23 protein-coding genes are annotated in these 22,699 nt (G+C 60.2%); 7 read left to right on the forward strand and 16 right to left on the reverse strand.

Features of this window, described 5'->3' with window-relative positions; genetic code table 11:
- Positions 1 to 6 precede the first annotated feature (6 nt).
- From M5C71_RS23285 to M5C71_RS23310, 6 genes are all read right to left on the reverse strand, one after another.
- Positions 7 to 1,749, reverse strand: coding sequence for an ABC transporter permease subunit (locus M5C71_RS23285; protein ID WP_248768825.1), 1,743 nt, complete (start codon positions 1,747 to 1,749; stop codon positions 7 to 9).
- Positions 1,750 to 2,101: 352 nt separating this feature from the next.
- Positions 2,102 to 2,866 (reverse strand): ABC transporter permease, encoded by a 765-nt coding sequence (locus M5C71_RS23290; protein WP_100940315.1) that lies wholly within the window; start codon positions 2,864 to 2,866, stop codon positions 2,102 to 2,104.
- Positions 2,866 to 4,065: an ABC transporter substrate-binding protein gene (locus M5C71_RS23295; RefSeq protein WP_177103661.1), complete on the reverse strand. Its 1,200-nt coding sequence runs from the start codon at positions 4,063 to 4,065 to the stop codon at positions 2,866 to 2,868. The genes M5C71_RS23290 and M5C71_RS23295 overlap by 1 nt, the downstream gene beginning before the upstream one ends.
- Positions 4,052 to 4,873, reverse strand: coding sequence for an ABC transporter ATP-binding protein (locus tag M5C71_RS23300; RefSeq protein ID WP_248768826.1), 822 nt, complete (start codon positions 4,871 to 4,873; stop codon positions 4,052 to 4,054). Before M5C71_RS23300 ends, M5C71_RS23295 begins: the two co-directional genes overlap by 14 nt.
- Positions 4,870 to 5,940, reverse strand: coding sequence for an acyl-CoA dehydrogenase family protein (locus M5C71_RS23305; protein ID WP_248768827.1), 1,071 nt, complete (start codon positions 5,938 to 5,940; stop codon positions 4,870 to 4,872). Before M5C71_RS23305 ends, M5C71_RS23300 begins: the two co-directional genes overlap by 4 nt.
- Positions 5,941 to 5,989: 49 nt before the next feature.
- On the reverse strand, positions 5,990 to 6,550 hold the full coding sequence (locus M5C71_RS23310; RefSeq protein ID WP_248768828.1) for a carboxymuconolactone decarboxylase family protein: 561 nt from the start codon (positions 6,548 to 6,550) through the stop codon (positions 5,990 to 5,992).
- Between the two features lie 105 nt (positions 6,551 to 6,655).
- Here M5C71_RS23310 and M5C71_RS23315 point away from each other — a divergent pair, with 105 nt between their 5' ends.
- A complete protein-coding gene (locus M5C71_RS23315; protein WP_248768829.1) occupies positions 6,656 to 7,567 on the forward strand; it encodes an AraC family transcriptional regulator in 912 nt (303 codons plus the stop codon).
- Between the two features lie 209 nt (positions 7,568 to 7,776).
- On the opposite strand, the gene M5C71_RS23320 is transcribed toward M5C71_RS23315, so the two are convergent.
- Complete coding sequence (locus M5C71_RS23320) at positions 7,777 to 8,124, reverse strand: hypothetical protein (RefSeq protein ID WP_248768830.1); 348 nt, start codon at positions 8,122 to 8,124, stop codon at positions 7,777 to 7,779.
- A 217-nt stretch (positions 8,125 to 8,341) separates the two neighbouring features.
- Positions 8,342 to 9,829: a hypothetical protein gene (locus M5C71_RS23325; RefSeq protein ID WP_248768831.1), complete on the reverse strand. Its 1,488-nt coding sequence runs from the start codon at positions 9,827 to 9,829 to the stop codon at positions 8,342 to 8,344.
- A 224-nt stretch (positions 9,830 to 10,053) separates the two neighbouring features.
- On the opposite strand from M5C71_RS23325, the gene M5C71_RS23330 reads away from it, so the two are divergent.
- Complete coding sequence (locus tag M5C71_RS23330; protein ID WP_103495271.1) at positions 10,054 to 10,758, forward strand: cyclase family protein; 705 nt, start codon at positions 10,054 to 10,056, stop codon at positions 10,756 to 10,758.
- Positions 10,759 to 10,787: 29 nt separating this feature from the next.
- Here M5C71_RS23330 and M5C71_RS23335 read toward each other — a convergent pair whose 3' ends face one another.
- Positions 10,788 to 11,753: an NAD-dependent epimerase/dehydratase family protein gene (locus M5C71_RS23335; protein ID WP_103495272.1), complete on the reverse strand. Its 966-nt coding sequence runs from the start codon at positions 11,751 to 11,753 to the stop codon at positions 10,788 to 10,790.
- Between the two features lie 95 nt (positions 11,754 to 11,848).
- Between M5C71_RS23335 and M5C71_RS23340 the strand changes: the two genes are divergently transcribed.
- Positions 11,849 to 12,751: a LysR family transcriptional regulator gene (locus M5C71_RS23340; RefSeq protein ID WP_248768832.1), complete on the forward strand. Its 903-nt coding sequence runs from the start codon at positions 11,849 to 11,851 to the stop codon at positions 12,749 to 12,751.
- Positions 12,752 to 12,788: 37 nt separating this feature from the next.
- On the opposite strand, the gene dmeF is transcribed toward M5C71_RS23340, so the two are convergent.
- On the reverse strand, positions 12,789 to 13,724 hold the full coding sequence (gene dmeF / locus M5C71_RS23345) for a CDF family Co(II)/Ni(II) efflux transporter DmeF (RefSeq protein WP_103495274.1): 936 nt from the start codon (positions 13,722 to 13,724) through the stop codon (positions 12,789 to 12,791).
- A 73-nt stretch (positions 13,725 to 13,797) separates the two neighbouring features.
- On the opposite strand from dmeF, the gene M5C71_RS23350 reads away from it, so the two are divergent.
- On the forward strand, positions 13,798 to 14,073 hold the full coding sequence (locus tag M5C71_RS23350) for a metal/formaldehyde-sensitive transcriptional repressor (protein WP_103495275.1): 276 nt from the start codon (positions 13,798 to 13,800) through the stop codon (positions 14,071 to 14,073).
- Between the two features lie 106 nt (positions 14,074 to 14,179).
- Here the strand turns inward: M5C71_RS23350 and M5C71_RS23355 are convergent, their stop codons facing one another.
- From M5C71_RS23355 to M5C71_RS23365, 3 genes are all read right to left on the reverse strand, one after another.
- Complete coding sequence (locus M5C71_RS23355; protein WP_248768833.1) at positions 14,180 to 14,674, reverse strand: class I SAM-dependent methyltransferase; 495 nt, start codon at positions 14,672 to 14,674, stop codon at positions 14,180 to 14,182.
- A 1-nt stretch (position 14,675) separates the two neighbouring features.
- Positions 14,676 to 15,689, reverse strand: a complete 1,014-nt coding sequence (locus M5C71_RS23360) for a GlxA family transcriptional regulator (RefSeq protein ID WP_247263377.1) — start codon at positions 15,687 to 15,689, stop codon at positions 14,676 to 14,678.
- Positions 15,690 to 15,759: 70 nt separating this feature from the next.
- Positions 15,760 to 16,674 (reverse strand): LysR family transcriptional regulator, encoded by a 915-nt coding sequence (locus M5C71_RS23365; protein ID WP_248768834.1) that lies wholly within the window; start codon positions 16,672 to 16,674, stop codon positions 15,760 to 15,762.
- Between the two features lie 144 nt (positions 16,675 to 16,818).
- Here M5C71_RS23365 and M5C71_RS23370 point away from each other — a divergent pair, with 144 nt between their 5' ends.
- From M5C71_RS23370 to M5C71_RS23380, 3 genes are all read left to right on the forward strand, one after another.
- Positions 16,819 to 17,694 carry an aldo/keto reductase family oxidoreductase gene (locus M5C71_RS23370; protein ID WP_248768835.1) on the forward strand — a complete coding sequence of 292 codons (876 nt, stop codon included), beginning with the start codon at positions 16,819 to 16,821 and terminating at the stop codon, positions 17,692 to 17,694.
- Positions 17,695 to 17,837: 143 nt separating this feature from the next.
- On the forward strand, positions 17,838 to 18,077 hold the full coding sequence (locus tag M5C71_RS23375; RefSeq protein ID WP_100940111.1) for a hypothetical protein: 240 nt from the start codon (positions 17,838 to 17,840) through the stop codon (positions 18,075 to 18,077).
- Positions 18,078 to 18,214: 137 nt separating this feature from the next.
- Positions 18,215 to 19,606: a glycerophosphodiester phosphodiesterase family protein gene (locus M5C71_RS23380; RefSeq protein WP_152739886.1), complete on the forward strand. Its 1,392-nt coding sequence runs from the start codon at positions 18,215 to 18,217 to the stop codon at positions 19,604 to 19,606.
- 107 nt (positions 19,607 to 19,713) lie between these two features.
- Here M5C71_RS23380 and M5C71_RS23385 read toward each other — a convergent pair whose 3' ends face one another.
- From M5C71_RS23385 to M5C71_RS23395, 3 genes are all read right to left on the reverse strand, one after another.
- Positions 19,714 to 20,358: a c-type cytochrome gene (locus M5C71_RS23385; RefSeq protein WP_248768836.1), complete on the reverse strand. Its 645-nt coding sequence runs from the start codon at positions 20,356 to 20,358 to the stop codon at positions 19,714 to 19,716.
- Positions 20,359 to 20,398: 40 nt separating this feature from the next.
- A complete protein-coding gene (locus M5C71_RS23390; RefSeq protein WP_248768837.1) occupies positions 20,399 to 21,835 on the reverse strand; it encodes a cytochrome C in 1,437 nt (478 codons plus the stop codon).
- A gap of 208 nt (positions 21,836 to 22,043) precedes the next feature.
- Positions 22,044 to 22,595: a cytochrome b gene (locus tag M5C71_RS23395; protein WP_248768838.1), complete on the reverse strand. Its 552-nt coding sequence runs from the start codon at positions 22,593 to 22,595 to the stop codon at positions 22,044 to 22,046.
- Between the last annotated feature and the right edge of the window lie 104 nt (positions 22,596 to 22,699).

Consider the following 22,699-nt stretch of genomic DNA (forward strand, 5'->3'; position numbering starts at 1 on the left):
CTCGGATTAATTCAGACGAAGTTTGTTTTCGGCGATGGCGTACATCGGCCGCCAGAGCAGACGGTTGAAGGCCACCACAAAGACCGACATGACCACGACGCCCAGGGTGATTTTCGGAAAGTCGCCAGCGGCCGTGGTCTGGGCGATATAAGCCCCCAGGCCATGGGCCACGACCTTGTCCTGGCCCCAGGAAACGAACTCGGAAACGATACTGGCGTTCCACGCGCCACCGGAAGCGGTGATCGCACCGGTCACGTAATACGGGAAGATCCCCGGCAACATGACCTTGCGCCACCACTGCCAGCCACGGATATGGAAGTTCGCCGCGGCTTCACGGAAGTCATTGGGGAAGGCACTGGCGCCGGCAATCACGTTGAACAGGATGTACCACTGGGTCCCGAGCACGATCAGCGGGCTCAGCCAGATATCCGGGTTCAGGTTGTAGTGCAGGATCACAATGACGAACACCGGGAACAGCAGGTTCGCCGGGAACGCCGCGAGGAACTGCGCCAAGGGTTGGATCTTCTCGGCCAGGTGCGGACGCAGGCCGATCATCACCCCCAGCGGCACCCAGATCACCGAAGCCACGGCGATCAGCAAGGTCACCCGGACCAGGGTGATTGCCCCCAGGCCAATGACTTCGCCGACATCGGCGAGGGTCACTTCACTGCTGACATACATAGCAATGTGGTACAGCGCATAGGCCGCGAGCAAGGTGATGAACACACCCCAGACCCAATCAACCACCCGCGACGTCGAGGGGTTGGGTGCGCTGGCCCGGGACTTGACCCGGGGCAGGCTCAGGCGCAGATGGCCGATCCGGGTAAAGAAGCGTGAAATCGGCCGGATCAGACGCTGGATGACCCGGGTCCGCTGGATCAGGTTGAGCACCCAGGATTCCGGCGCGCCGCCCTGGGCCGCGGTGTCTTCCATGCGGAACTTGTCCGCCCAGGCCACCAGCGGACGGAACAGAAACTGGTCGTAGACCAGGATCACCACCACCATCGCCAGGATCACATAACCCACGGCGGTGAGGTCACGCTGTTCGATGGCGGTGGCCAGGTAGGAACCGATGCCCGGCAGGGTGATGGTCTTGTCGCCGACGGTAATCGCCTCCGACGCCACCACGAAGAACCAGCCGCCGGACATGCTCATCATCATGTTCCAGATCAGCCCGGGCATGGCGAACGGCACGTCGAGCTTCCAGAACTTCTGCCAGCCGGACAGCTGCAGGCTCTCGGAGACTTCCGTCAGGTCCCGCGGCAGCATGCGCAGCGACTGATAGAAGCTGAACGTCATGTTCCAGGCCTGGCTGGTGAAGATCGCAAAGATCGCCGCGCACTCGGCGCCCAGCACCCGTCCCGGAAACAGCAGGAGAAAGAAGGTCACGGTGAACGAGATATAACCCAGCACCGGCACCGACTGGAGGATATCCAGCACCGGCACCAGCAGTTTCTCGGCGCGTTTGCTCTTGGCCGCCAGGGTCCCGTAGAGAAAGGTGAAGATCAACGCCGCGACCATCGCCGCGAGCATGCGCAGGGTGGTGCGTATGGCATATTCCGGCAAGTTGCCCGGATCAAGGGAAATCACCTGGGTCTGCAAGGTCGAGATCGGTGCCCAGGTTTCCCGCGCGCCGATCGAGAAAAACAGCAGGAAACCCACCACCAGCGGCAGCGCTATCAGGTCCCAGCGGTTAGGCAACAGGCGCCGCGTGCTGGCCGGGATGTAGTGGCGTAATACTTTATTCATCGTCAATGATTCCAGCAGCGTTCTGAAATACAGGCCCACGAACTTCAGGGTATGAACGCACGAAGCGCTACGGCGCCGGCAGTCTAAGCACAGCACATTCTGAAGAAGTGGTTGGAAAATCGTCGAGGCAAGGCCACGTACTGAACGCTACAGACTGGATACCGGGGCGACGGCTGCGCACCGGCGGTATCCCTTTGTAAATCCCGCTACGTGGCCTACCGAGAATGGGCAGGGTCCAAGTTCGAATCTCCTGGGGGTGGCGGTTGAAACGTGGGGGGTATGGCTCAGGGCGGAAGTATACATTTCAAAATGTTACAGATATGTATATTCCGCATAATTTGTCAGGTTAGCGTCAGGAATGCGCCCAACGCCGATGCAGGCCGCGCGCCAGGGCATCAAGCATAAAACCCAGCACGCCGATCAACAGCACCATGGCCATCAGCTCCGAATAGGCCAGGCGGTCACGGGTGTCGAGGATAAAGTAGCCGAGCCCGGCGCTGACCCCGAGCATTTCGCAGGGCACCAGCACGATCCAGAGAATCCCGATGGACAGCCGCACGCCGGTCAGCACATGGCCGAGCACACCAGGCAGGATGACCTGGCGCAGGGTTTCCCAGCGGGTCGCGCTGAGGCTGCGGCTCAGTTGCAGCCAGCGCGGGTCGAGCTGGCGCACCCCGGCCACGGTATTGAGCAGGATCGGCCAGACAGCGGCAAAGGCCAGCAGGAAATAGATCGGCTGGTCACCGACCCCCATCAGCATCACCACCACCGGCATCCAGGACAACGGCGAGATCATCCGCAGAAACTGGAACGCCGGGGTGGTCGCCGCCTCCAGGTGCCGATAGCTGCCAATCAGCAGCCCCAGCGGCACGCCGACCAACAGGGCCAGCAACAGCCCGATCAGAATGCGCTTGAGGCTGACCAGCACGTTTTCATAGAGCTCGGCACGGCCGAGCAGCTCCACCAGGCTGGTCAGTGTTGCTTCGGGCGAGAAGCGCGCCGACAGCCCGTCAGGGCTGCCGAACAGGTGCACGCCCAGCCACCAGAGCAGCAGCAGGCAGAACAACCCCGCCAGGCCCAGCCCCCAATGCAGGAGCGATGAGGAAGGCTTGCCGATCAAATGCCGAACTCCTCGCTGCGTTCAAAGCTGTCCGGCAAACCGAAGGCCTTGAGCCCGCCCACCGCCGCCAGGCTGTTGCGTACGAAGCGGTCGTCCACCAGATCACGGGCGGTCTGCTGCGGATCGAGGCCGGCGAGGAAACCCTTGTCGCCCTCGATCAGGGTGTTCTTCAGGCGCTTGACCAGTTCCTCGGTATAGCTGGGGAACGGGTACGGCTGGAAATCGATGCGCTGCTCGTCCCAGTTGCCGTGCTGGATCGCCCCGCTGGCCAGGTAGGCGTCACGATCGGCGGCATTGGGTACCAACACCCGATTGAGCACCTGCGGGGTGTGGGGGGTGTAGCGATTGGCGCCGTCCTTGGACAGCAACTTGGCCGCCTCGGCGCGGTTGTCACGTGTCCAGAGCTGAGCCTTGACGATGGCGTTGACCACCTTCTGCGACCACTCGGGCCGGTTGTTCAGGTCCTGCTCGTGCATGAACACCACGCAGCAGGCGTGATTGCGCCAGAGATCGCCGGTGAAGCGCTGTACCCGGCCGACCTTCAGTTCCTCGGCCAGGGCATTGAACGGTTCGGCGACGATATAGCCGGCGATGCGCTTGCTGGCCAGGGCCGGCGGCATGTCCGAGGGCGGCAGCACCACCAGGTTGACCTCGTTGGCGGCCAGCACGCTGCTGGCGGGCTTGCTCACCGGTTGCAGGCCGTTGTCGCGCAGCAGTTGCTGGACCACCACGTTGTGGATCGAGTACCAGAACGGAATCGCCACCGACTGCCCGCCCAGTTGTTTGACCTCGGTAATACCCGGCCCCACGGTCAGGCCCGAACCGCCGACATGGTTCCAGGCCACCACCTTGGCCGGCACCTTGCTGCCGTAGCGCGCCCAGACGGTCATCGGCGACAACAGGTGGATCACGTTGACCTGCCCGGAAATAAACGCCTCGATCACCTGGGCCCAACTGCGCAGCAGCACCGGGCGCTCGGCCTGGATGCCTTCGGCCTCGAACAGGCCGTTGTTATGGGCCACCAGCAACGGCGTGGCATCGGTGATCGGCAGGTAGCCGATGCGCACCGGCGCATTCGGCTCCGACGCGGCACGGGCCTGCAGGCTGTTGAGCAGCGGCAAGGCGCCGCCGGCGGTCAGCAAGGCGCTGAGTTTGAGGAAGTCACGACGTGTATGGGTGAAGTCATCCAGGCACATGAGCCATCTCCGACGTTTCGAGCAAAGAATGAGGGGGTGAGGGGCGGCTGGCCCGCCGAAGGGTCTTGAGAATCTCGATACGCAGGGCGCCCAGTTCCTCCACCAGCTCGGCACGCGGCTGAGGCAGGTCGATACGCCACTCGCCGAGGGTCCGCGCCGGGCTGTGGCCCAGTAGCAGGATCCGCTCGGAGAGCAGCAGGGCTTCATCAATGTCGTGGGTGATCAACACCGCCGCCGTGTTGTGCTCGGCGATCACCTTGAGCAGCAGTTGTTGCATATCGGCGCGGGTCACCTCATCCAGGGCGCCGAAAGGCTCGTCGAGAAACAAGACCTGCGGCTGGCGGGCCAGACAGCGGGCCAACGCCGTGCGCTGGGCCATGCCGCCGGACAACTGCGCCGGGTACTGGCCCCGGGCGTGTTGCAGGCCGACGGCGGCAATCGCGTGGTCGATCCGCGCCTTGCGCTCCTGGGCATCCAGGTGCGGCTGGCGGGCGAAGTCGAGGCCGAAGGCGACATTCTTTTCCAGGCTCAACCAGGGCAGCAGGCTGGGGTCCTGAAAGGCCACCGCCACCCGCGGGTGCGGGCCGTCCAGGGGGTCGCCGAGGAAATGCACGCGGCCTGCGTGAGCCGTCTGCAAACCGGCCAGGACCCGCAACAGGCTGGATTTACCGACGCCGCTGGGGCCGAGGATCGACACCACCTCGCCGGCTTGCAGTTGCAGGTCGAAACCTTCCAGCACCGTTTGCCAGCCCTGTTCGCGGGGATAACCGAGGCTGATCTGCCGGGCCTCCAGCAACGGCCCGCTCATGCCGCGGTATCCCGGGCCTGGCGTTGCAGCTCGGCGCGCAATTGCACCAGGCTCGGGGTGACGATCGGCACGAACGCCGACTCGCGCCAACGCCGGGCGAAGCCACTGCCGTATTCATTCAGATAGGCCTTGCCGCCGCTGGCCTGCAACTCCAGTTGCACCGCCTGGGCGACCGACTCGGCCAGGCCGATGCGGATCTGGAACAAGGCGCTCGGCTGGGCCAGGAAGCGCCCGTCGTGCAGACCGTTCTTGAGTTCCTCCACCGTTTGCTCAAGAGCGTGGCGCTGTTCCAGCAAGGGTTCGCGCAGAATCGAGCGGGTGTCTTGCAGATGGCCGTCCACTTCCTTCAGCGCCTGGCGCGCCAGGCCGATGGCCATGCCGCATTGCAGGCCGAGGAAAGCCGGGCGCACCGCCGGCAGAAAGACCCGGGCATCGTCGTGGAGCAACCAGTCGCGGCTGACTTCCACCCGCTTGAAGTCCAGGGCGGCGGTATTGCTCGACTGCAGGCCCATCAGTTGCAAGTCGTCCGAGCGTTGCAGACCACTCAGGGCATCCGGAATCGCCAGCACAAAGGGCGTACCGCCCTCCTCCCGCTCAATGGCAGCCGCCACCACAAAACCGCTTTTGCGCAGATTGGTCACCCAGTGCAGACGGCCATCCAGGCACCAGCCATCGCCTTGATCGCGGGCCCGCAGTTGCAGCGACTCGATGCCCGAGAGGAACTTCATGGCATTCGACAGTCCGGTGGCGCCGGCCAGTTCACCGCTGAGCAACGACGGCAGCAGATGCGCGCGCAATGCCGTGTTGGGACTGTGCAGCAGGTACTCGATAAAAGCCCGTTGGCCCCAGAACACAAAGGCCGCCGACAGGGAATGGCTGGCCACCTGGGCGATGCTTTCCACCGCATCGGCCACCGTGCCGCCGCTGCCGCCCTGGGCCTCTGGAACACCGATGCGCAGCACCTTGGCCGTCGCCAATCGGGAAATCACATCCTGTGGGTCGCACTGCCCCAGATCCAGAGCCTGGGCTTGTACGTCGAGCCATTGACTCAGTGCCGGATTGAGCATGTCGTTTTCTCCTTGAAGACAACGTCGAATAATAGCCGACGCCGATGAATCATTGATCTGTCGACTGCCAACGATATTTCGCCAGCTCAGGATTGAGCGGCGTGCGGGCAAAGACATTGGCGAAATTGCACAGTGTGGCCAGGCTTACCCCGAGGATCACTTCCAGGGCGTTGCCCTGGGTGTAGCCGGCGGCGAGGAACTCACTGAACACCGCGTCGCTGACATTGCCGCGGGTGGCGATCACTTCCCGGGCAAAAGCGGCGAGGACTTCGAGCTTTTCCTGGGGCAGTTCGTCCTGTCCGCGCAAGGCGTCGACCACTTCGGCCGGCAACTTGGCCTTGTTCAAGGCCACCGCCGTGTGCCCGGCAACGCAGAAGTCGCAACCGTGGGTGGTGGCGGCCACCAGTTGCACCACTTCGCGCTCGGCCAGGCTCAGCTCGGCCTTGCCATTGAATGCCGATACCGTAACGTAGGTTTCCAGCGCCGCCGGGGCATTGGCGAGGACGGCGAGCAGGTTGGGGATAAACCCGGAATTCTTCTGGGCGTTTTCCAGGAAAGGCTTGGCCGCTTCGGGAGCGCTTTGCAGTGTATGGAGAGTGACGCGCGACATGGAGTGGACTCCTGTTGTAGGGTGAGTCCGACAAGTCTGTTGGTTATAAGAATTCCTATCCATATTCAAAAGTAGCGATTCCTTGCTTCTGAGTGTTTCCATTAGATGATTTCGTCGAGTCCACTGGTTGATTGGTTATTAGAAAGCCTGGAACTGGATGCGAGCCTGTTCCATGTGGGCCGTTATTGCGGCGGCTGGCACGCCAGCACCCATGGCTTGGCGCGGGCGAGCTTCCACCTGATCGTGCAGGGTCACTGCTGGCTGCATATTGATGGGCAGCAAGAAAGCCTGCGGCTGGAGGCCGGGGATGCGGTGTTTTTGCTGCGGGATCTGGATTATCGCTTGTCGAGTGCTCAAAACAGCGTAGAGGCGCAACGCTTGCCGCGCCAGGCGATGACCGGGCTAGACAGCGCTGCGCAGGATGGCGTGGGGCTGGTGTGCGGGTTCTTTCATTTCAAGTCCGGGCTGTCGTCATTGATTATCGACGGGTTGCCGGACTGGATTGTGCTGCGGGCGGGCGATCCGTCGTTGAGCGCGGCGCGGGCCTTGTTCGAGTTGATCCTGGCCGAGTGCGAACGGCCACCGGTGCCCTCCTCGGCGCTGCTGGAACGCTTGAGTCATTTGTTGTTTCTGTATGTGCTGCGCCAGCAGGTGGCGGAGAACCGGAGCCTGGGTGGATTAGTGGCACTGGCCCGGCATCCGGGGTTTGCACCATTGCTGGAGCAGTTGATCGAACGGCCTGGGGAGAGTTGGTCGCTGGAGAGCATGGCGGCTTGTACCGGGATGTCGCGTTCGGCGTTTTTCAAGCGCTTCAACGAACTGGCCGGGCAGTCACCGGGGCAGGTGCTGCTGGCGTTGCGGATGCGCCATGCCAGTCAGTTGCTGCGGGCCAATAACACCGTGGAACAGGTGTGCGCGGCGGTGGGGTATCAGTCGATTGCGGCGTTTACCCGGGCGTTTGCCAAAGCGCTCGGGGTGCAGCCGGGGGCTTATCGGCGGCAGCATGAGGGGCGATAAGTCGCCATATCCGAGCGCGATATTGTGGCGAGCGGGCTTGCCCGCGCTCGGCTGCGAAGCAGTCGTAAAACCTGCCGTCGCGATTTGCCTGATACACCGCGATTACCGGTTTTTAGGGCCGCTTCGCGCCCCAGCGCGGGCAAGCCCGCTCGCCACAAATCTGCGCCAGATCTGAGATCGCTTTGGACAGCACCTGCCCTTGTCTGCGATCAGCGCGCGCCGCTGGTGAACTCATCCTCCAACACCGAATCCACCCGCCCCTGCGCCAGCTCGATCAGACGCACCACGCCCATCGCCACCTTGCGCTCAGGGCCAGTGAGATTATCGGCATGTTCGTAGGCGGTGGCCGCCGCTGACTCCAGAATCGAACTGGCGTCGACCAGGATTTCTTCACGACTTTCAGGTTCGGCGCTGATTTTGCGGGTTGAATTGGCGCCGCGTCGCTTCGAACTCGCGCCTGGCGGCAAATTGTAATGCGCCAACGCACGGTCGACGATGTGCGGATCGATGCTTTCGATGCTGGATGAAATCGGAGAGTTGGGCGTGATCTTGAGCATGTCTGAAACTCCTGGCGAACTATAAAAACACCCAGACAGAGGGCGCTGTACGTCCTAACAGAATTCCAGACTTGCACGTCTGCACCACCGATTTTGCGGTGACGGGGTGCAGGTTAGTCACCTATTCGGGCAGGGGCAACCGGGTAGATATTTCCAGGGATGTCCAATCAATGGAAAGCGAGCCGTCTTGCAAGATAGGCACAAGACAACCCAACCCTCACTGCAAACCATAGGAATAAACCCCAGCATCATTGCTGTTGTACCAGTTGCCCTTGGCCCAGATCACCCGGTCCTGCGCCCCTTGAAAACCGAGGATCCCCAGGTAACCGTCAACCGCCAGCCGTTGCCAGGAGTGCCCCCAGTCCTTGGAGTAGAACACCCCGTTCGCGGAGATTTGCGCATCCGACCACCAATAGAGCCAGCGTGGCGGCCGGTGTTCGCTTGAGGTGTTGATCAGCAGGCTGTTCTGCCCCACCCAGAAATTCTTCTCGCGCAACTGGCTGTCCGACGCCAACGGCGCGAACACACTCGGTAGCTCACCCATCGGCTTCCAGCTCAGCTTGGCGGTATCCAGCTCGGCCACCACATCTTGCCCATGCTCGCCCTGGTCGATCAGGCCCATCACCCGCGCGCTGCCATTCTCCACCAGTGCGTCGATAAACAGCCCCTCCTCGCGCTGCACAGCCCCGACCTGCCACTTCCCTGCTTTGCGCTGCAGTGGTGCCCGGGTCGTGACGTTGATCGCCAGGCTGCCGCTTTCACCGTCGGGATTGCTCCCCCAGAAACGCTGGGATACCCAGATAAACGCCCGTTGCGCATCCAACTGAGTGACATAGGTCTGGATTTCCCCATAAGCACCGGAGTCGCGCCATTCAGTAATGTCAGGCCGCTTGCCCTGGGCATACTCGGTAGACACCAGCAGCGACTCGGCCGCAAATATCGGGGTGCTGCTCGCGCCGCGATCAGCGGAGTAGAACACCCCGGTGGAGATGGCACCCGGCTTGTCTTCGCCGCTCTCGTTGTCGGTTCCGCTCGGGGTGCCCCAGGCCCAGACTTCATCCGGGCCATGAAAATAGGGCTTGAGGTTCCAGGCCAACTGCTCGGCCTTGGGGAACAGGCCTTTGCTCAACCAGGTCCAGCGCTTGCCTTGATCGTCGCTGCGAAAGATCACGGTCTGCCTGATCTCATCGCCGCTCGCGCCCGCGACTTCGGGGCGCTCAAGCCCGGTCAGCAGGAAAACACTGGCCCCATCCGGGCTGGCCACCAGGCAGGCGGCGTCGCTGACATGGGCCACCATTTGAAACTGGCCTTGAGCGTCCAGGCGCGAGATAAAGGAGGTTTCCTTGTCCCGGCCCGAGAGAAGGCCGGAGAAAGCCCCCGAGTCTTCCGGCGCCAGATCCTTATTCTCAACCGGCTTGCCATGGAGTACGGCATCCAGGTCCACCACGTCGGCGGTGGGCTGCAGCTGTTTCGCGTCCCCCTCCAGGCGCCCCACCAGCCAGGTGCCCTGCGGGGTCACCACCACACCGGTGCAGTACTGGGTCATCGCGCGCTGACGGGTGTCCTGCACGGCGCCGACCTGCTGCTTGTCCGGGCTGCTCCCGCCCCACTCCAGCTTGGCGCTGGTAATCACCCACATGTACCAGAGCCCGGCGCCGACCAGCAGCGCGACAAACAGTTTGGTGAACAACTTTGATCGAGGCATGAGGGGATCCGAATCCATGGAAAAGGCTGAGAAGCTTTTCGCATTTCTTTCACCGGGAGTAAATTTTTATTGCTTGCGAACACCGGGCCCCAGTCGAAAAAATGTCAGCGCTGTGACGCCGATTCCATTCATCACACCCGGAAAACGTGCCGCCGCAACGACAGGCCTTGTGGAAACGGGCCGCTATCCTCCACCCTTTCGCCAAGGACCCGGGAGTCAAAGGAATGCAGAGCATCCAGTTTCAAAGAATCATCGATCTGAGCCACGTCATTACGCCGTCCATCCCCCTTTGGCCCCACGACCCTCCCGTTGCCTTCAGTGAGGTGGCCTCACAGGCACAGGACGGTTACTACCTGCGCAGTTTCAGCATGGGCGAACACAGCGCAACCCATATGAATGCGCCCAATAGTTTTCACCCCGATGGCATCGGGATCGATGCCTACACCCCGGAGTCGCTGGTACGACCGGCCGTGGTAATCGATGTGCGGGCGCAGGCACAGGCCAATCCCGACTATGTGATCAGCCCTCAAGATATCGAGCGTTGGGAGCAGGCCCATGGTCGCATCGCCCAGGGCTGTGTCGTGCTCTTCCATACCGGGTGGCAAGCGCTGTGGAACGACCCCAAGCGCTTTTTCAATGAGGATGACCAAGGTGGCCTGCACTTCCCCGGGGTCGGCGCCGATGCGGCAAGGCTGCTGGTCGAAGAGCGTGAGGTCGCCGGGATCGGGATCGACACCCACGGGGTCGATCCTGGTCAGAACACGGCATTTGCCACCAACCACCAAGTCCTGGCGAAAAATGGAATCATTCTGGAGTGCCTGACTCATCTGGATCAATTGCCCGCCACCGGCACCACGCTGGTCATCGGGATCCTGAAACTCAAGGACGGATCCGGCTCCCCCGCCTCCGTGCTGGCCTTTGTGCCCTGATCTTGTCAGGGTTCGAGCGCCTGATCCCCCTACAAACAGCCCACGCCCTTCAGCGTTACTTCCACCGCCTGATCCAGCGGCGTATGCGGCTCGGCCCCCAGCACGCTCAACAGATAGGCATTATTCATCCGTACCGGCGTACGCCACAGGTAACGCATCTCCAGCATTTCCCGAAAGGTGGTCACCAACGGCGAGGCCAGTCCTACCAGCCACCAGGGAAAGCGCCGCAGCCTGGTCTGGCCGCCCGCGCGCTCGACCACGCGGCTGATAGCGGCTGCTATCTGGGTGCCGTCGGCGTCCCAGTAGCCCTCCATATGAAAGGTCGCGAAGGGAGGCAAGTCCCCTCGACGCACCACCAGTTCGACCATGGTCCGCGCCACGTCCGGCAGATAGGCCCACTGATGACCGACGCCCGGATCACTTGGCAGATTGATCACTTTCACTGCCTGCCCGGGCTTGATCATCCCCTGGGAAAACCAACTGTTACCAGCCTGCGGGCCGAAGAAGTCGCCCGACCGCACGACAATCGCTCGAACCCCGTCCCGCGTCGCATCCTGCAATCGCTGCTCAAGCTCGACGCGAATACGCCCCTTGCGCGTCAACGGACGTTGCACCGCCTGTTCATTCAATTCGGCAAAGGCATCCGGGCCGTAGTTGTAGACCGTGCCCGGCAACACGACGGTCGCCCCTTCAATACGCGCCGCCGCAATCGTATTGTCGATCATCGGCAGCACCTGCTCGGCCCAGTGCCGATAGCCCGGCGGGTTGACCCCATGCACGATCACGCTGCAACCCCGCGCCGCGCGCACCACGTCGTCACGGTTGAGGGCGTCGCCACGCAACCACTGGATACCGTCGCGCTGTTCGGCCGCCGTCGCCAAACCCCGCTTGAGTGCCTGCACCTGCCAGCCGCCGTCACGCAGTTGCCGCGCCACTTCGCCGCCAATGCCACCGCCGGCGCCCAGTACCAAAACCTTGTTGCTCTGTGCTGCCATGTCAATTCTCCAGGAAGGTAACGATGAACAGAGTCTGGGCCTGCCCCTTCAGGAAATAAATTGCCTAGCACAAGCTATCCGCCATACATTTATGCATGGACCAGATCATGAGTTGGGAGCTGTACCGAACCTTGCTTGCCGTGCTGACGGAGGGCTCGCTCTCGGGCGCCGCACGGGCGCTGGGCATTGCCCAACCCACCGTGGGCCGACATATCGCCGCGCTGGAAGCGTCATTCAAGCAACCGCTGTTCACCCGTTCGCAGACCGGCTTGCTGCCCACCGAGACCGCCCTGGCGCTACGCGGCTATGCCGAAGCCATGCAGCACACCGCCGCCGCACTGGAGCGTGCCGCCACTGGACAGGGTCAGACGGTGAACGGCACGGTGCGGATCTCCGCCAGTGAAATCATTGCCATCGAGGTGCTACCTCCGGCACTGGCACTGCTGCGCCAGGAGCATCCGCAACTCAAAATCGAGCTGCTGGCCACCGACAAGATGCATGACCTGCTGCAACGGGAGGCGGATATTGCAGTGCGCATGACCGCGCCGAAACAGGATCAGCTGATCGCCCGGCGTGTCGGCCAGGTGGAACTGGGGCTTTATGCACATGTGGACTATCTGCAACGACACGGCACGCCTAGCACAATGGCCGATCTGTCGAGCCATGCCTTGATCGGCTTCGATGTCGCCACTCCCTTTATCCGTGCCGCCAGCAAACAAGTGCCCGGCTGGAATCGCGAGGCCTTCACGCTGCGCACCGACAGCACCCTGGCGCAACTGGCAATGATCCGCGCCGGCTGCGGCATCGGCATCTGCCAGAGCGCCCTGGCGATCCGCACGCCGGCATTGGTGCGGCTGTTGCCGGAGCGGTTCACCTTCCAGCTGGAAACCTGGGTGACCATGCACGAGGACCTGCGCACCAGCCCCCGTTGCAAGGCGACCTTCGATGCGCTGGTGGAGTGTCTGCAGGCCCATATCCGTGTGATGGGCCCATCATGAGTTTACCGGCCTTTACCCGGTGAACAGACGGCCAGCGTCACGCCAGCAGATGAAGCTCAACCGTGACGTGCACCAACTCTTCATGGATCGCCAGTTGCGCCTTGAAGTAGTCCGGCGTGGCCGGCAAGTGCGTCACCAGGCTTAGCACGCAGGCGAACTGGCCCTTGCCGACCCGCCAGACATGCAGGTCGCTGATGCTGGCTGGAATCGGGCTGGCCGCAATGACCTCGCGGATTTCCTCGACCACCGGCGCATCCATTTCCGCGTCCAGCAAGATACGGCTGGTCTGGCGGATCAGCCCATAGGCCCAGCTCGCCACCAGCCCCGCGCCGACAATCCCCATCAGCGGGTCGAGCCACGCCGCGCCCCAGACCTTGCCACCGATCAGCGCCAGGATCGCCAGCACCGAGGTGGCCGCATCGGCCACCACATGCAGGTAGGCGGAACGCAGGTTCAGATCGTGGGCATGTTCATGGCCGTGGTCATGATGATGGTCGTGGTGGTGATCGTGGGCATGGCCGTCCTTGAGCAGCCAGGCGCAGGCCAGGTTGACCATCAAGCCGACGATGCCGATGACAATGGCTTCGTCATAATGAATCGCCGCGGGTGAAATCAGCCGTTCAACCGACTGATACAGCATCAGCCCCGCCACCATCACCAGGAACAACGCACTGGTGTAGCCGCCCAGCACTTCGATCTTCCAGGTACCGAAGGCAAAACGGTTGTCACTGGACAGGCGCCGGGCAGCGCCATAGGCCAACACCGACAACCCCAGCGCCAACGCATGGGAACTCATGTGCCAGCCGTCGGCGAACAGCGCCATCGAGTTGTAGTACCAGCCGCCGGCGATCTCGGCGACCATCATGATGGCCGTCAGGATCATGGCGCGCCGGGTGTTGGTCTCCGCCAGGGGATTTCCATCGTTGAGGATTTTCGAATGGCAGTTCTGATGAGTAGCATTGGGCGAAGACATTGGGCTACAGTCCTGATGACAAGGTCGAAACATACTATACCCCAGTATAGATAACACACAATGGGACAATTCCATGCCGCATACCATCAAGGATAAAAAGCGCCTGCTGACCCGTGTCAGGCGCATCAAGGGCCAGGCCGAGGCCTTGGAAAACGCGCTGAATATGGAAGTCGAGTGCACCGCCGTGCTGCAACAGATCGCGGCGATCCGTGGCGCGGTCAATGGTTTGATGAACGAGGTGCTGGAAGGTCATATCCGCGAACACCTGGGCGCGGACGATGTCACGCCGGCCCAGCGCCGCGAGGATGTGGATGAAGTGGTGTCGGCGCTGCGCTCGTATTTGAAGTGACTTCGGCGGGCCTGTAAGGGCCGCCCAGGGCGCATGGGAAAACCAGCACGCCAAGCTGGCGGGCTGGTGTTGGCTGGCGGACTACAAGGGTTGGCGCCCGACGAAACTAGGCATTGCCCCGGCCATCAAACTCGAACCAGAAACTGGCGCCGTGACTTTCGGCTCGACCGTGCATGAGTGCGGTCAACAGATCATGATTGAAATGTTCGTGATACGCGCTGCCAAACAGCAGCTTCGTCCGCGGGTTATCCGTCATCAGCGCCAGCAGCAGATACTGTTCCGTCCAATAGATCTGATGATCAATCAGCCATTTCGTCGGCAGGCCAAAGGGCAGAAAGACATCATGCACGTGGACAAAGATCTTCTTGGTGATTTTCGGCAGCAGGCGCAGGTAAATATGCAGGCAATCGCTCCCTGTCTTTACCGTATGCGTGGAATCGATAAACAGGATATCGCCATCTTCCAGCGTGGCGTTCAACCACGCGGCGGTCAGATCCTGGGCACGCATCGCTTGCAGCTCAAGTGCCCCCTCGTTAGCCAGGGTGGTGATGAACGGCCTTGGAAAGGGTTCGATGCAACGTAATGTGCCTGAACCGCTCACGCTATTTAACCAGGCGCGTTTCCTTGGACGGCCGGTAGCCGAAATACGCGCTGTAGCATTTGCTGAAATGGCTCGGCGAGACAAACCCGCAAGCCACCAGCACATCGACCTGGGACAGCTCGGTGTGCTGCAGCAGCCGACGTGCCTCGGTGATACGCAGCTCCAGGTAATAGCGTTGCGGCGTGGTGCCCAATTGCTCCTTGAACAGGCGTTCGAGTTGCCGGCGGGAACGGCCGGCATAGGCCGCCAGTTGCTCCAGTTCCAGAGGCTCTTCGAGGTTGGCGTCCATCAGCTTGACCACCTCCCGCAGTGGTGCGCTCACGCACACATTCTCCGCCGGTTTGATACGCCGATAGCGCGACTCCTCGAACGCCAGTATGTCCTCGATACCCTCGACCAGGGCTTTATCGTGCAAACCCTTGATCCAGTCCAACGCCATATGGAAAGCCCCCGAGGGGCTGGACGCGGTGAGCCGGTCGCGATCGATGACATAGGCCTCGCTGGTGACATGGGTCGCCTTGGAGATCTCCGCGAGCGCCGGCCGATGTTCGGGATGAATCGCACAACGATAGCCATCGAGCACACCCGCACTGCCCAGGAACCAGGCGCCATTCCACAACCCGGCCAGGCTGACACCCTGGTCTGACGCCGCTCTCAGCAGGCTGATGAGCTCATCGTCGACCTTCAGCTCGGTCCGGTAGCCACCGCAGATGACCAGCAGGTCGAGGCTTTGAATGGCCGCCGAATCGATACGGGCATCGGGGCGAATCACCAGGCCCAGGTCACTGATCACCTCCCCTTCATGCAGACCGAAGGTTCGCGAAGAGAACAACCCTGGACGCAGGAGGTTCGCCGTGACCAGCGTATCCAGGGCCTGGGTGAATGCCGGCAAGGAGAAATGCTCGAGCAACAAAAAGCCTGTCCGGGCCATTTGCGCGGGCGCACCGGGGTTTTCATTCAGATAGCGGAGGTTTTTCCCCTTCATGCCTCCACTGAATTGGCGTCGTTCGATCAAGGTCTGAATCACTCGGTGGTGTTAACCACTCTTGTTGGGTGTGTTGATGAATGCCCGATTGTAATCAGACTCAGGCTCGCGAAGGCAACGCTTGCGACAATTCGTGCAGATAGTCGACAAAAGCACGCAACGGGGCCGGCAAATGACGCCGTCCAGGGTAATACAGGAAGGGGCCGGAAAACGTCGGCCACCAAGGCTCCAGGATGGGTTCGAGCTCGCCGCTGTCCAGTTGCGGTCGCAGCAGGTCTTCAAACAGATGCACCACCCCCAGGCCTGCGACAGCGGCGCTGACCGTCAGATCCAAGGCTCCACTGGGCGTCACCAGCAGACGTTCGGGCGGATCAATCTCGATCTGCTCGCCATCGCGCTCGAATTTCCAGGTGGGTTTGTTGCCGCCGGAGAACTGACAGCGCAGACAGGAATGGGTCAACAACTCGCGTGGATGGGCCGGTCGGCCATACAGGTCCAGATATCCGGGCGCCGCCGCCGTGACGAAGCGCTGCACCCTCGGACCGATGGGAATCGCGATCATGTCCTGCTCCAGCCTTTCGTCGTAACGGATGCCCGCATCGCAGCCCACCGAAAGCACGTCGACAAATCCGTCTTCCACCACGACCTTGATGCGGATATCCGGATAACGTCCGAGAAATCCGGCAATGACCTCAGGCAGCACGATACGCGCGGCGCTGGTGGGCACATTGAGCCGCAGCGTACCGGAGGGCTTGTTGCGAAAGCCATTGAGCACATCCAATGACGCTTCCATTTCAGAAAACAGTGGCTCCAGCCGGGTTAACAAGTGTTGCCCGGCTTCGGTCAAAGCCACGCTTCGCGTGGTGCGGTTGAGCAGACGCAAATCCAGCTGCGCCTCAAGACGCTGTACGGCTACGCTCAAGCTGGCGGCGGAAACGCCACCGCTGCGTGCTGCCTCGCGAAAACCACCCGCCTGTGCGACAGCGACAAAAGCCGCCATATCGTTAAATTTCATGACAATTGTTCACTAATTTAAACAGCCCGTAAACTTTATGCCTGATTATCAAACAGCGCAATTGGAACTATATTCGGCCCATCGAACCCCGCCGCGGAACGCGCTGCGACTCGCATCGAAACAGACCGATAGAGGAAAACCCATATGAGCACTTCCGCCCTCCCTGCCCATTTCAGCTTCGCGGGTCGCAAGGTCCGGCGAATGGGCTATGGCGCCATGCAACTTGCCGGACCGCAGGTATTCGGGCCACCGAAGGATCGAGCTGCCTGTATCGCCGTATTGCGCGAAGCCATCGCCGCCGGCGTCGACCATATCGACACCTCCGACTTCTATGGTCCGCACATCACCAATCAGATCATTCACGAAGCCCTGCATCCGTATCCCGACAACCTGACCCTGGTCACCAAGATCGGCGCGCGCCGCAACGACAAGGGCGACTGGCTGGCCGCCCAGAGCCCGCAAGAGTTGCGTAGCGCCGTCGAGGACAACCTGCGCCATCTCGGCCTCGCCTCCCTGGACGTGGTCAATCTGCGTGTCTTTGGCCATGGCCTGACTCAGGACAGCATCGGCCATCTGGTCGAGGCCACGGCGCAGTTACAGCAGGAGGGGCTTATCCGCCATATCGGGCTGAGCAACGTAACCGCCGGGCAGATAAAGGAAGCCCAGGCGATCGCCGATATCGTCTGCGTGCAGAACCAGTACAACCTGGTCCACCGCGAGGACGATGGGTTGATCGACGACTTGGCGGCGCAGGGTATCGCCTATGTGCCGTTCTTCCCCCTGGGCGGGTTCACGCCCATCCAGTCAACGGCGCTGTCGGATATCGCGGCTCGCCTGCAAGCCCAGCCGATGCAAGTGGCGCTGGCCTGGTTGCTGCACCGCTCGCCCAACATCCTGCTGATTCCGGGTACGTCCTCGGTCGCGCACCTGCGCGAAAACCTGAAGGCCGGGCAGTTGCAGCTCACGCCGGACACGCTGGCCGAACTGGATGCGATTGGCGATAAACCGAAAGCAAGTTGATACCAGGCTGATAAACTGTAGAAACGACAAGGCCCCGGATTCCGGGGCTTCTTCATTGAAGCCGCGACACCGTCCAATAATTGGTGCACCGTGTCCCCTACCCCACCAATGCATCACAGACCCACCTTTTATCTGGACGTCACATGACACCCAACGCAGAACATTACAACCCGTCCACCGAATATGCCGACAAGCTGATTTCGCGCATCGGACAAACCCCCTCCTGGATCGCAAAACGCATCGGCGTGACCGACAAGCGCATTCGTTACATCCTCGATGGCGAAAGGACCGTCAAGGGAGAAACCACTCCTATCCAGATGACGTACACCGAGCAGTTTGCCCTTGAGTGCCTGGCCGCTGAGGCTGCGGCCAAGAAGAAATAGAAGTTTATCCGGACGATAAGTGTGCCTACGGCCAGTGGGTGGTTTGCCCGGGAGCGGACCCGATGAGCCATGATTTTGTCATGTGTCCGTGATTACTATTGGTTGATAACCGCTCTTCCCATCTTGAAGGACTGCACATGTACACTCGCCCAGGTCTGCCTCTTGCCCGCTTTATCGCTCTCGGATGCAGCTTGTTAGTGAGTGCTTGTGACGGTACTAACGGGAGTTTACCTGGCGCACAGTCAACCGCATCTGCTTCGCTCAAAACCCTCGACGGTAAGCCACCCTTGATTATCGGGCATCGCGGCCTGCCGGGATTGTATCCGGAAGAAACCCGGGCCTCTTACGAGCATGCCGCCGATGCTGGCGCAGATTCGCTCGAACTGGATCTGCACATGACCAAGGACTGCGTATTGGTGGCTCGACACAATCCCTGGTTGAGCGACAACACCAACATCAGCGAAGTCGCGAAGACCAACGCCGAAGTTGCACGCCGTAAACGCACCGTTCCAGGCGTATTGGTCAATGTCAAATATCCCGCCACGGCAGAAAATGGTCCGGCACAGTACCTGAGTGACTTGACCAACCCCAACGATCCGAAATCAGTATTGAAATCACTGGTCGTTGATGGCGAAGACCACACCAACGACTGGTCAATCAGCGATTTCACCATGGCCGAACTCAGGCAATGGATAGGCGGTACCACTTACGATGCCCGCGACCAGCGCCCAACCGAACTGAACGGCAAGTTGCCGATCCTGAGTTTTCAGGACGTGATCGACATTGCAAAAGCCAAAAGCGCAGCGACAGGGCGCGTCATTACGGTCTATCCAGAAAGCAAGAATCCGATCTGGAACAATGCCCAAGCCATTGCCAATGGTTGCGGCGTACCGGGCAGTCATCCGTTTGAGAAGGCGTTCCTCAAAACCCTCAACGACAACGACCTCAATCGCAAGGAAGCCCCGGTCTTTGTGCAAAGCTTTGATCCGGGCAGCTTGAAATACCTGCGCTCTATCGGCCTGAAATCCAAAGCCGTTCAGTTGGTCGATGGAAACGGAATAAACTTCCAGACGGGCGAAACCATTTTCATCACTGACAAACCCAATACGTTCGTCAGCGGCCGCCCCTATAGCTGGACCGTAGCAGGTGATCCACGCTCCTTCGGTGCGATGCTGACGCCGGCAGGATTGGCCGAGGTCAAGACCTACGCCGACGGCATTGGTCCATGGAAGCCGCAAGCAATGTCGCTCACCGTCGCCGCGGCTCAAGATTCGTCGTCCAACCCCAGCTTGGACAAGGTCGACACCCTCAAGCCAACCCGCCTGATCAGCGACGCCCACAAGGCCAATCTGTTCGTTCATATATTCACCTTCCGCAACGAGGCGAAATACCTGGCAGGTGTCTATAAGGGGGATCCAGCGGCAGAATACCTGGCCTTTTTCCGAGCCGGTGTTGACGGTGTATTTACCGATTTCACGCCTAATGCCTTGGCGGCCCGCAATCTCTATCTTAAAGAAGTAGCGCGTTAAACGATGCAATCCATACCCTGCTGATGGGGCTCATTCTTGTCCCGCCCTCAAGCTTTTGGGGGCGGTTTTTTCAGCCCGAAGGCGGTATCAGAGGGCCACAAAGACACCTATTTTTTTGCCCCGAGTGTCGCAATGTAGCGAGCAACCGACTCAGCATCGGCATCAGACAGTGAATGAGTGACCTGCTTCATCAGGGCCCCGCGGGGGCGCTGGTCAGTCTGTTGAAAAATCTTGATCTGGCGGATCAGATAGTAGGCATGTTGACCCGCCAGACGCGGAAATGGGCCATTGCCCTGACCGTCAGCACCATGACAGGAATTACACTGGACGACACCCGCCCCAGGCAGCCCCTGGCGAAAGATTAATTCGCCGCGTGCATCAGGCGCCTCAGCGTCAGCCTTCATGGGCTTCTGACTTGAAAAATAGTCTGCCAGTTCGCTGATTTGGGCCTCTGTCAAATGGGTAAATCCCCACATGTACTGAGTACCGGTTTCATCGCTGCGAGCATGCCCCTTGAAGTCAGTCAGTTGCAACTTCAAATACTCTTTTTGCTGGCCGGCCAACTTTGGAAACATCGGCGAGATAGACTCCCCCGTCAGTCCATGGCACATGGAGCACACCTTTTCCGCCATGGCGGTACCGGACAGGGAGGAGGTTTTTTTAGATATCTCCCCGTTCGTACCCGTACAGCCCGTGAGCACAACCACGCAGAGGGCAAGAAAAAAAGGTGAACGCTTGAAAGTACCCTTCATGCCCATCGCCTCCAGGGGTTACACCACTGCGCTCAACAGTTCAAAGCGCGTACCACATATAGAAATACGTGGTGTTATTGTCGCTGGCATCACGGCCGTTACCGTCGTAGTTGCTCGATGCGCCCAAATAGCGGGTGAAATAGTTATATTGCAGTCCGACCCTCAGGTTTTGCATCGGTAACCAAAAAATCTCTGGCGTCCACATCTGTGTATCGGGTGAGAAACTGGCACTGTCCGGGTACGCCATGGCATCCGAACTGCCATTGACATTGGTATAGGCCAGGCTCGCACCATATTTGGCACGGTACACATAACTGCCCTTCAGTTTGAATGATCGGAGGGACGCCGGACCGTCAAAGAGCGTATGGGTGTCATCTTTGATTTCTTCCTTGACATACCGTATCTGCGCAGTAAAAGCGTGGGGTTCAAGGAGGTACTGATACTGCCCATCGAAGCCCAGGTCCCGGTACTCAGTGCTGCCCTGGCCGTAGACCGGATTGTTGGAGTCATCCATGGGAAGAATCTTGGCCTTCATCGCAAAGGCACCCACCATGATGTTCTGGGCCCCCCACTCATAGGTATAAGCCAGCCTCGCATAGGGGCTTGAGCCATCCATGTACGTCAACGGATGGTAGGTGTCACCCTTCTTGTTACCCAGACTGAGAAAGCCCCACGTATCCTTGGCTGTCTGGTAGGAGGTCAGCTCCAGATACAACGACTTGTTCAAATAGACATAGGCGCCGATGCCCGCCACCTGTTGCGCCAATCCGCCTTCAATCAGCGTCGAGGCCGGGACCCCGCCAAAAGCCCCCAATGTGGAACTGACATACGGATAGCCCCAGGCGGGAGTGCTGTTCCAGACATCCTGCACCGTTGGGTTGTTGTTCAATGTAACCCCCCAGATGACATCCCGTGAGGCATCTGCCCGGCGATCCGCGTAGCGCAGATCAAAATTGTCCGAGCCCAGGTGACTGACCCAATTACCCGAGCCATCCTGGTGGTCATAAGAGCTGTAGGTGAATTGGGCAAAGCCGCCGATGACGTCAGTGATTTTTCCGCCCAGGAACACGCTGGCGTAATCAGCGATGAATTGCTTGTCCTTCGGTGAAATCGAGCCGCCCGCACCATCGTTGTTGTTACGTGTCGAGGTGAGGTCACCGACGATCATGGCGGCCAGTGGGTTGGTTTGTACGCCGTTGGTATACCCTGTCAGCTTGAACAGACGTCCATAAGGGGTTAGCTCAGGAAATTGCCCACCCGCATGGCAGGCAACGCAGCTTTGCCCCGTCTGACGCGCAAAGGAAGGCAGAGCCTGGGCGAATTGACAGAACAGGAGGAACATTACCCCCCCCAGCAGGATTCCCGGCCGCCCAAGCATCCTGAAAAAAAACGACCACATCACCGCCTTCTTTCCGCCTGCGTCGCCATCCTTCAGATACATTTCAATGCCCTCTGGAAAGAGGCTGTCAAGTGACATGACCTTTGGTGGAGCCTAGCTAGGCGCGGACCATTTACAAGTTATGCCGGGCATTGTGTTGTTATAAATGTCAGTAGGGCTGAAGCGGCGACCGGATGTGACCCAGACCTGGCCCCAATTCAGTTGCACCGCAACACTGAGAAGCCTGGGTCAAGACCACAGGTCGTTTCTAGCGTTATCCAGCCCACTCCATTGCCAGACTGCACACTTAGGGATGAAAACGTTTGGGTATCATCCGTACCATCGTGTTATCGCCGACCCAATAATGGTGGAAAAGTCCTGCGCAGGCGTGTAATCCGATCAGCCAGTACCCCGCATTCCCAACCCACTCATGCCAACTTTTGAATTGCTTTGCCATATCAGGATCGAGCGCTATTGGCGAGGGGAGCATAAAGTCAAAGTACGGGATCGGCTTGCCAGCAGCACTGAGCATCAACCAGGCCAGTAGTGGGGTAGCGATCATCAGCCCATACAGCGCCAGATGAGTAATGTGGGCTAACAGCGTTTGCCAGGCAGGTGGCTTGGGCAAGATCGGCGGACTTGCTTTCAAGCGTCCTAACAGGCGCACCCATACCAAGGCGAAAATGGCCATGCCAAACACTGCATGGGTACCGAGAAAGAAACCGCGCAAGGCATCACCACGAGGAATCAACCCCTTGATTTCGATACTGGCATAAACACCGACAAAGAGCGCCAGCATTAGCCAATGCAAAATTATCGATATTTTTGCGTAACGTTGGACGACTGTTTCGTGGGGCATGACATACCTCTTTGCTTTATTGGCACATGGGTGATTTGTTCAAACCACCCCGCTCACATGAATGACGCTTGTCTACCGACTCAAAATCAGAAAAGCAGCGCCAT

The organism is Pseudomonas sp. MWU12-2345, assembly GCF_023242385.1.
Taxonomy (GTDB): Bacteria; Pseudomonadota; Gammaproteobacteria; order Pseudomonadales; family Pseudomonadaceae; genus Aquipseudomonas; species Aquipseudomonas gingeri_D.

Bases quoted from the DNA above. Each gene is read 5' to 3' on its own strand.
- M5C71_RS23285 (WP_248768825.1), bottom strand. From the start codon at position 1,749: ATGAATAAAGTATTACGCCACTACATCCCGGCCAGCACGCGGCGCCTG.
- M5C71_RS23295 (WP_177103661.1), bottom strand. From the start codon at position 4,065: ATGTGCCTGGATGACTTCACCCATACACGTCGTGACTTCCTCAAACTC.
- M5C71_RS23300 (WP_248768826.1), bottom strand. From the start codon at position 4,873: ATGAGCGGGCCGTTGCTGGAGGCCCGGCAGATCAGCCTCGGTTATCCC.
- M5C71_RS23305 (WP_248768827.1), bottom strand. From the start codon at position 5,940: ATGCTCAATCCGGCACTGAGTCAATGGCTCGACGTACAAGCCCAGGCT.
- M5C71_RS23310 (WP_248768828.1), bottom strand. From the start codon at position 6,550: ATGTCGCGCGTCACTCTCCATACACTGCAAAGCGCTCCCGAAGCGGCC.
- M5C71_RS23315 (WP_248768829.1), top strand. From the start codon at position 6,656: ATGATTTCGTCGAGTCCACTGGTTGATTGGTTATTAGAAAGCCTGGAA.
- M5C71_RS23320 (WP_248768830.1), bottom strand. From the start codon at position 8,124: ATGCTCAAGATCACGCCCAACTCTCCGATTTCATCCAGCATCGAAAGC.
- M5C71_RS23325 (WP_248768831.1), bottom strand. From the start codon at position 9,829: ATGCCTCGATCAAAGTTGTTCACCAAACTGTTTGTCGCGCTGCTGGTC.
- M5C71_RS23330 (WP_103495271.1), top strand. From the start codon at position 10,054: ATGCAGAGCATCCAGTTTCAAAGAATCATCGATCTGAGCCACGTCATT.
- M5C71_RS23335 (WP_103495272.1), bottom strand. From the start codon at position 11,753: ATGGCAGCACAGAGCAACAAGGTTTTGGTACTGGGCGCCGGCGGTGGC.
- M5C71_RS23340 (WP_248768832.1), top strand. From the start codon at position 11,849: ATGGACCAGATCATGAGTTGGGAGCTGTACCGAACCTTGCTTGCCGTG.
- dmeF (WP_103495274.1), bottom strand. From the start codon at position 13,724: ATGTCTTCGCCCAATGCTACTCATCAGAACTGCCATTCGAAAATCCTC.
- M5C71_RS23350 (WP_103495275.1), top strand. From the start codon at position 13,798: ATGCCGCATACCATCAAGGATAAAAAGCGCCTGCTGACCCGTGTCAGG.
- M5C71_RS23365 (WP_248768834.1), bottom strand. From the start codon at position 16,674: ATGAAATTTAACGATATGGCGGCTTTTGTCGCTGTCGCACAGGCGGGT.
- M5C71_RS23370 (WP_248768835.1), top strand. From the start codon at position 16,819: ATGAGCACTTCCGCCCTCCCTGCCCATTTCAGCTTCGCGGGTCGCAAG.
- M5C71_RS23375 (WP_100940111.1), top strand. From the start codon at position 17,838: ATGACACCCAACGCAGAACATTACAACCCGTCCACCGAATATGCCGAC.
- M5C71_RS23380 (WP_152739886.1), top strand. From the start codon at position 18,215: ATGTACACTCGCCCAGGTCTGCCTCTTGCCCGCTTTATCGCTCTCGGA.
- M5C71_RS23385 (WP_248768836.1), bottom strand. From the start codon at position 20,358: ATGAAGGGTACTTTCAAGCGTTCACCTTTTTTTCTTGCCCTCTGCGTG.
- M5C71_RS23390 (WP_248768837.1), bottom strand. From the start codon at position 21,835: ATGTCACTTGACAGCCTCTTTCCAGAGGGCATTGAAATGTATCTGAAG.
- M5C71_RS23395 (WP_248768838.1), bottom strand. From the start codon at position 22,595: ATGCCCCACGAAACAGTCGTCCAACGTTACGCAAAAATATCGATAATT.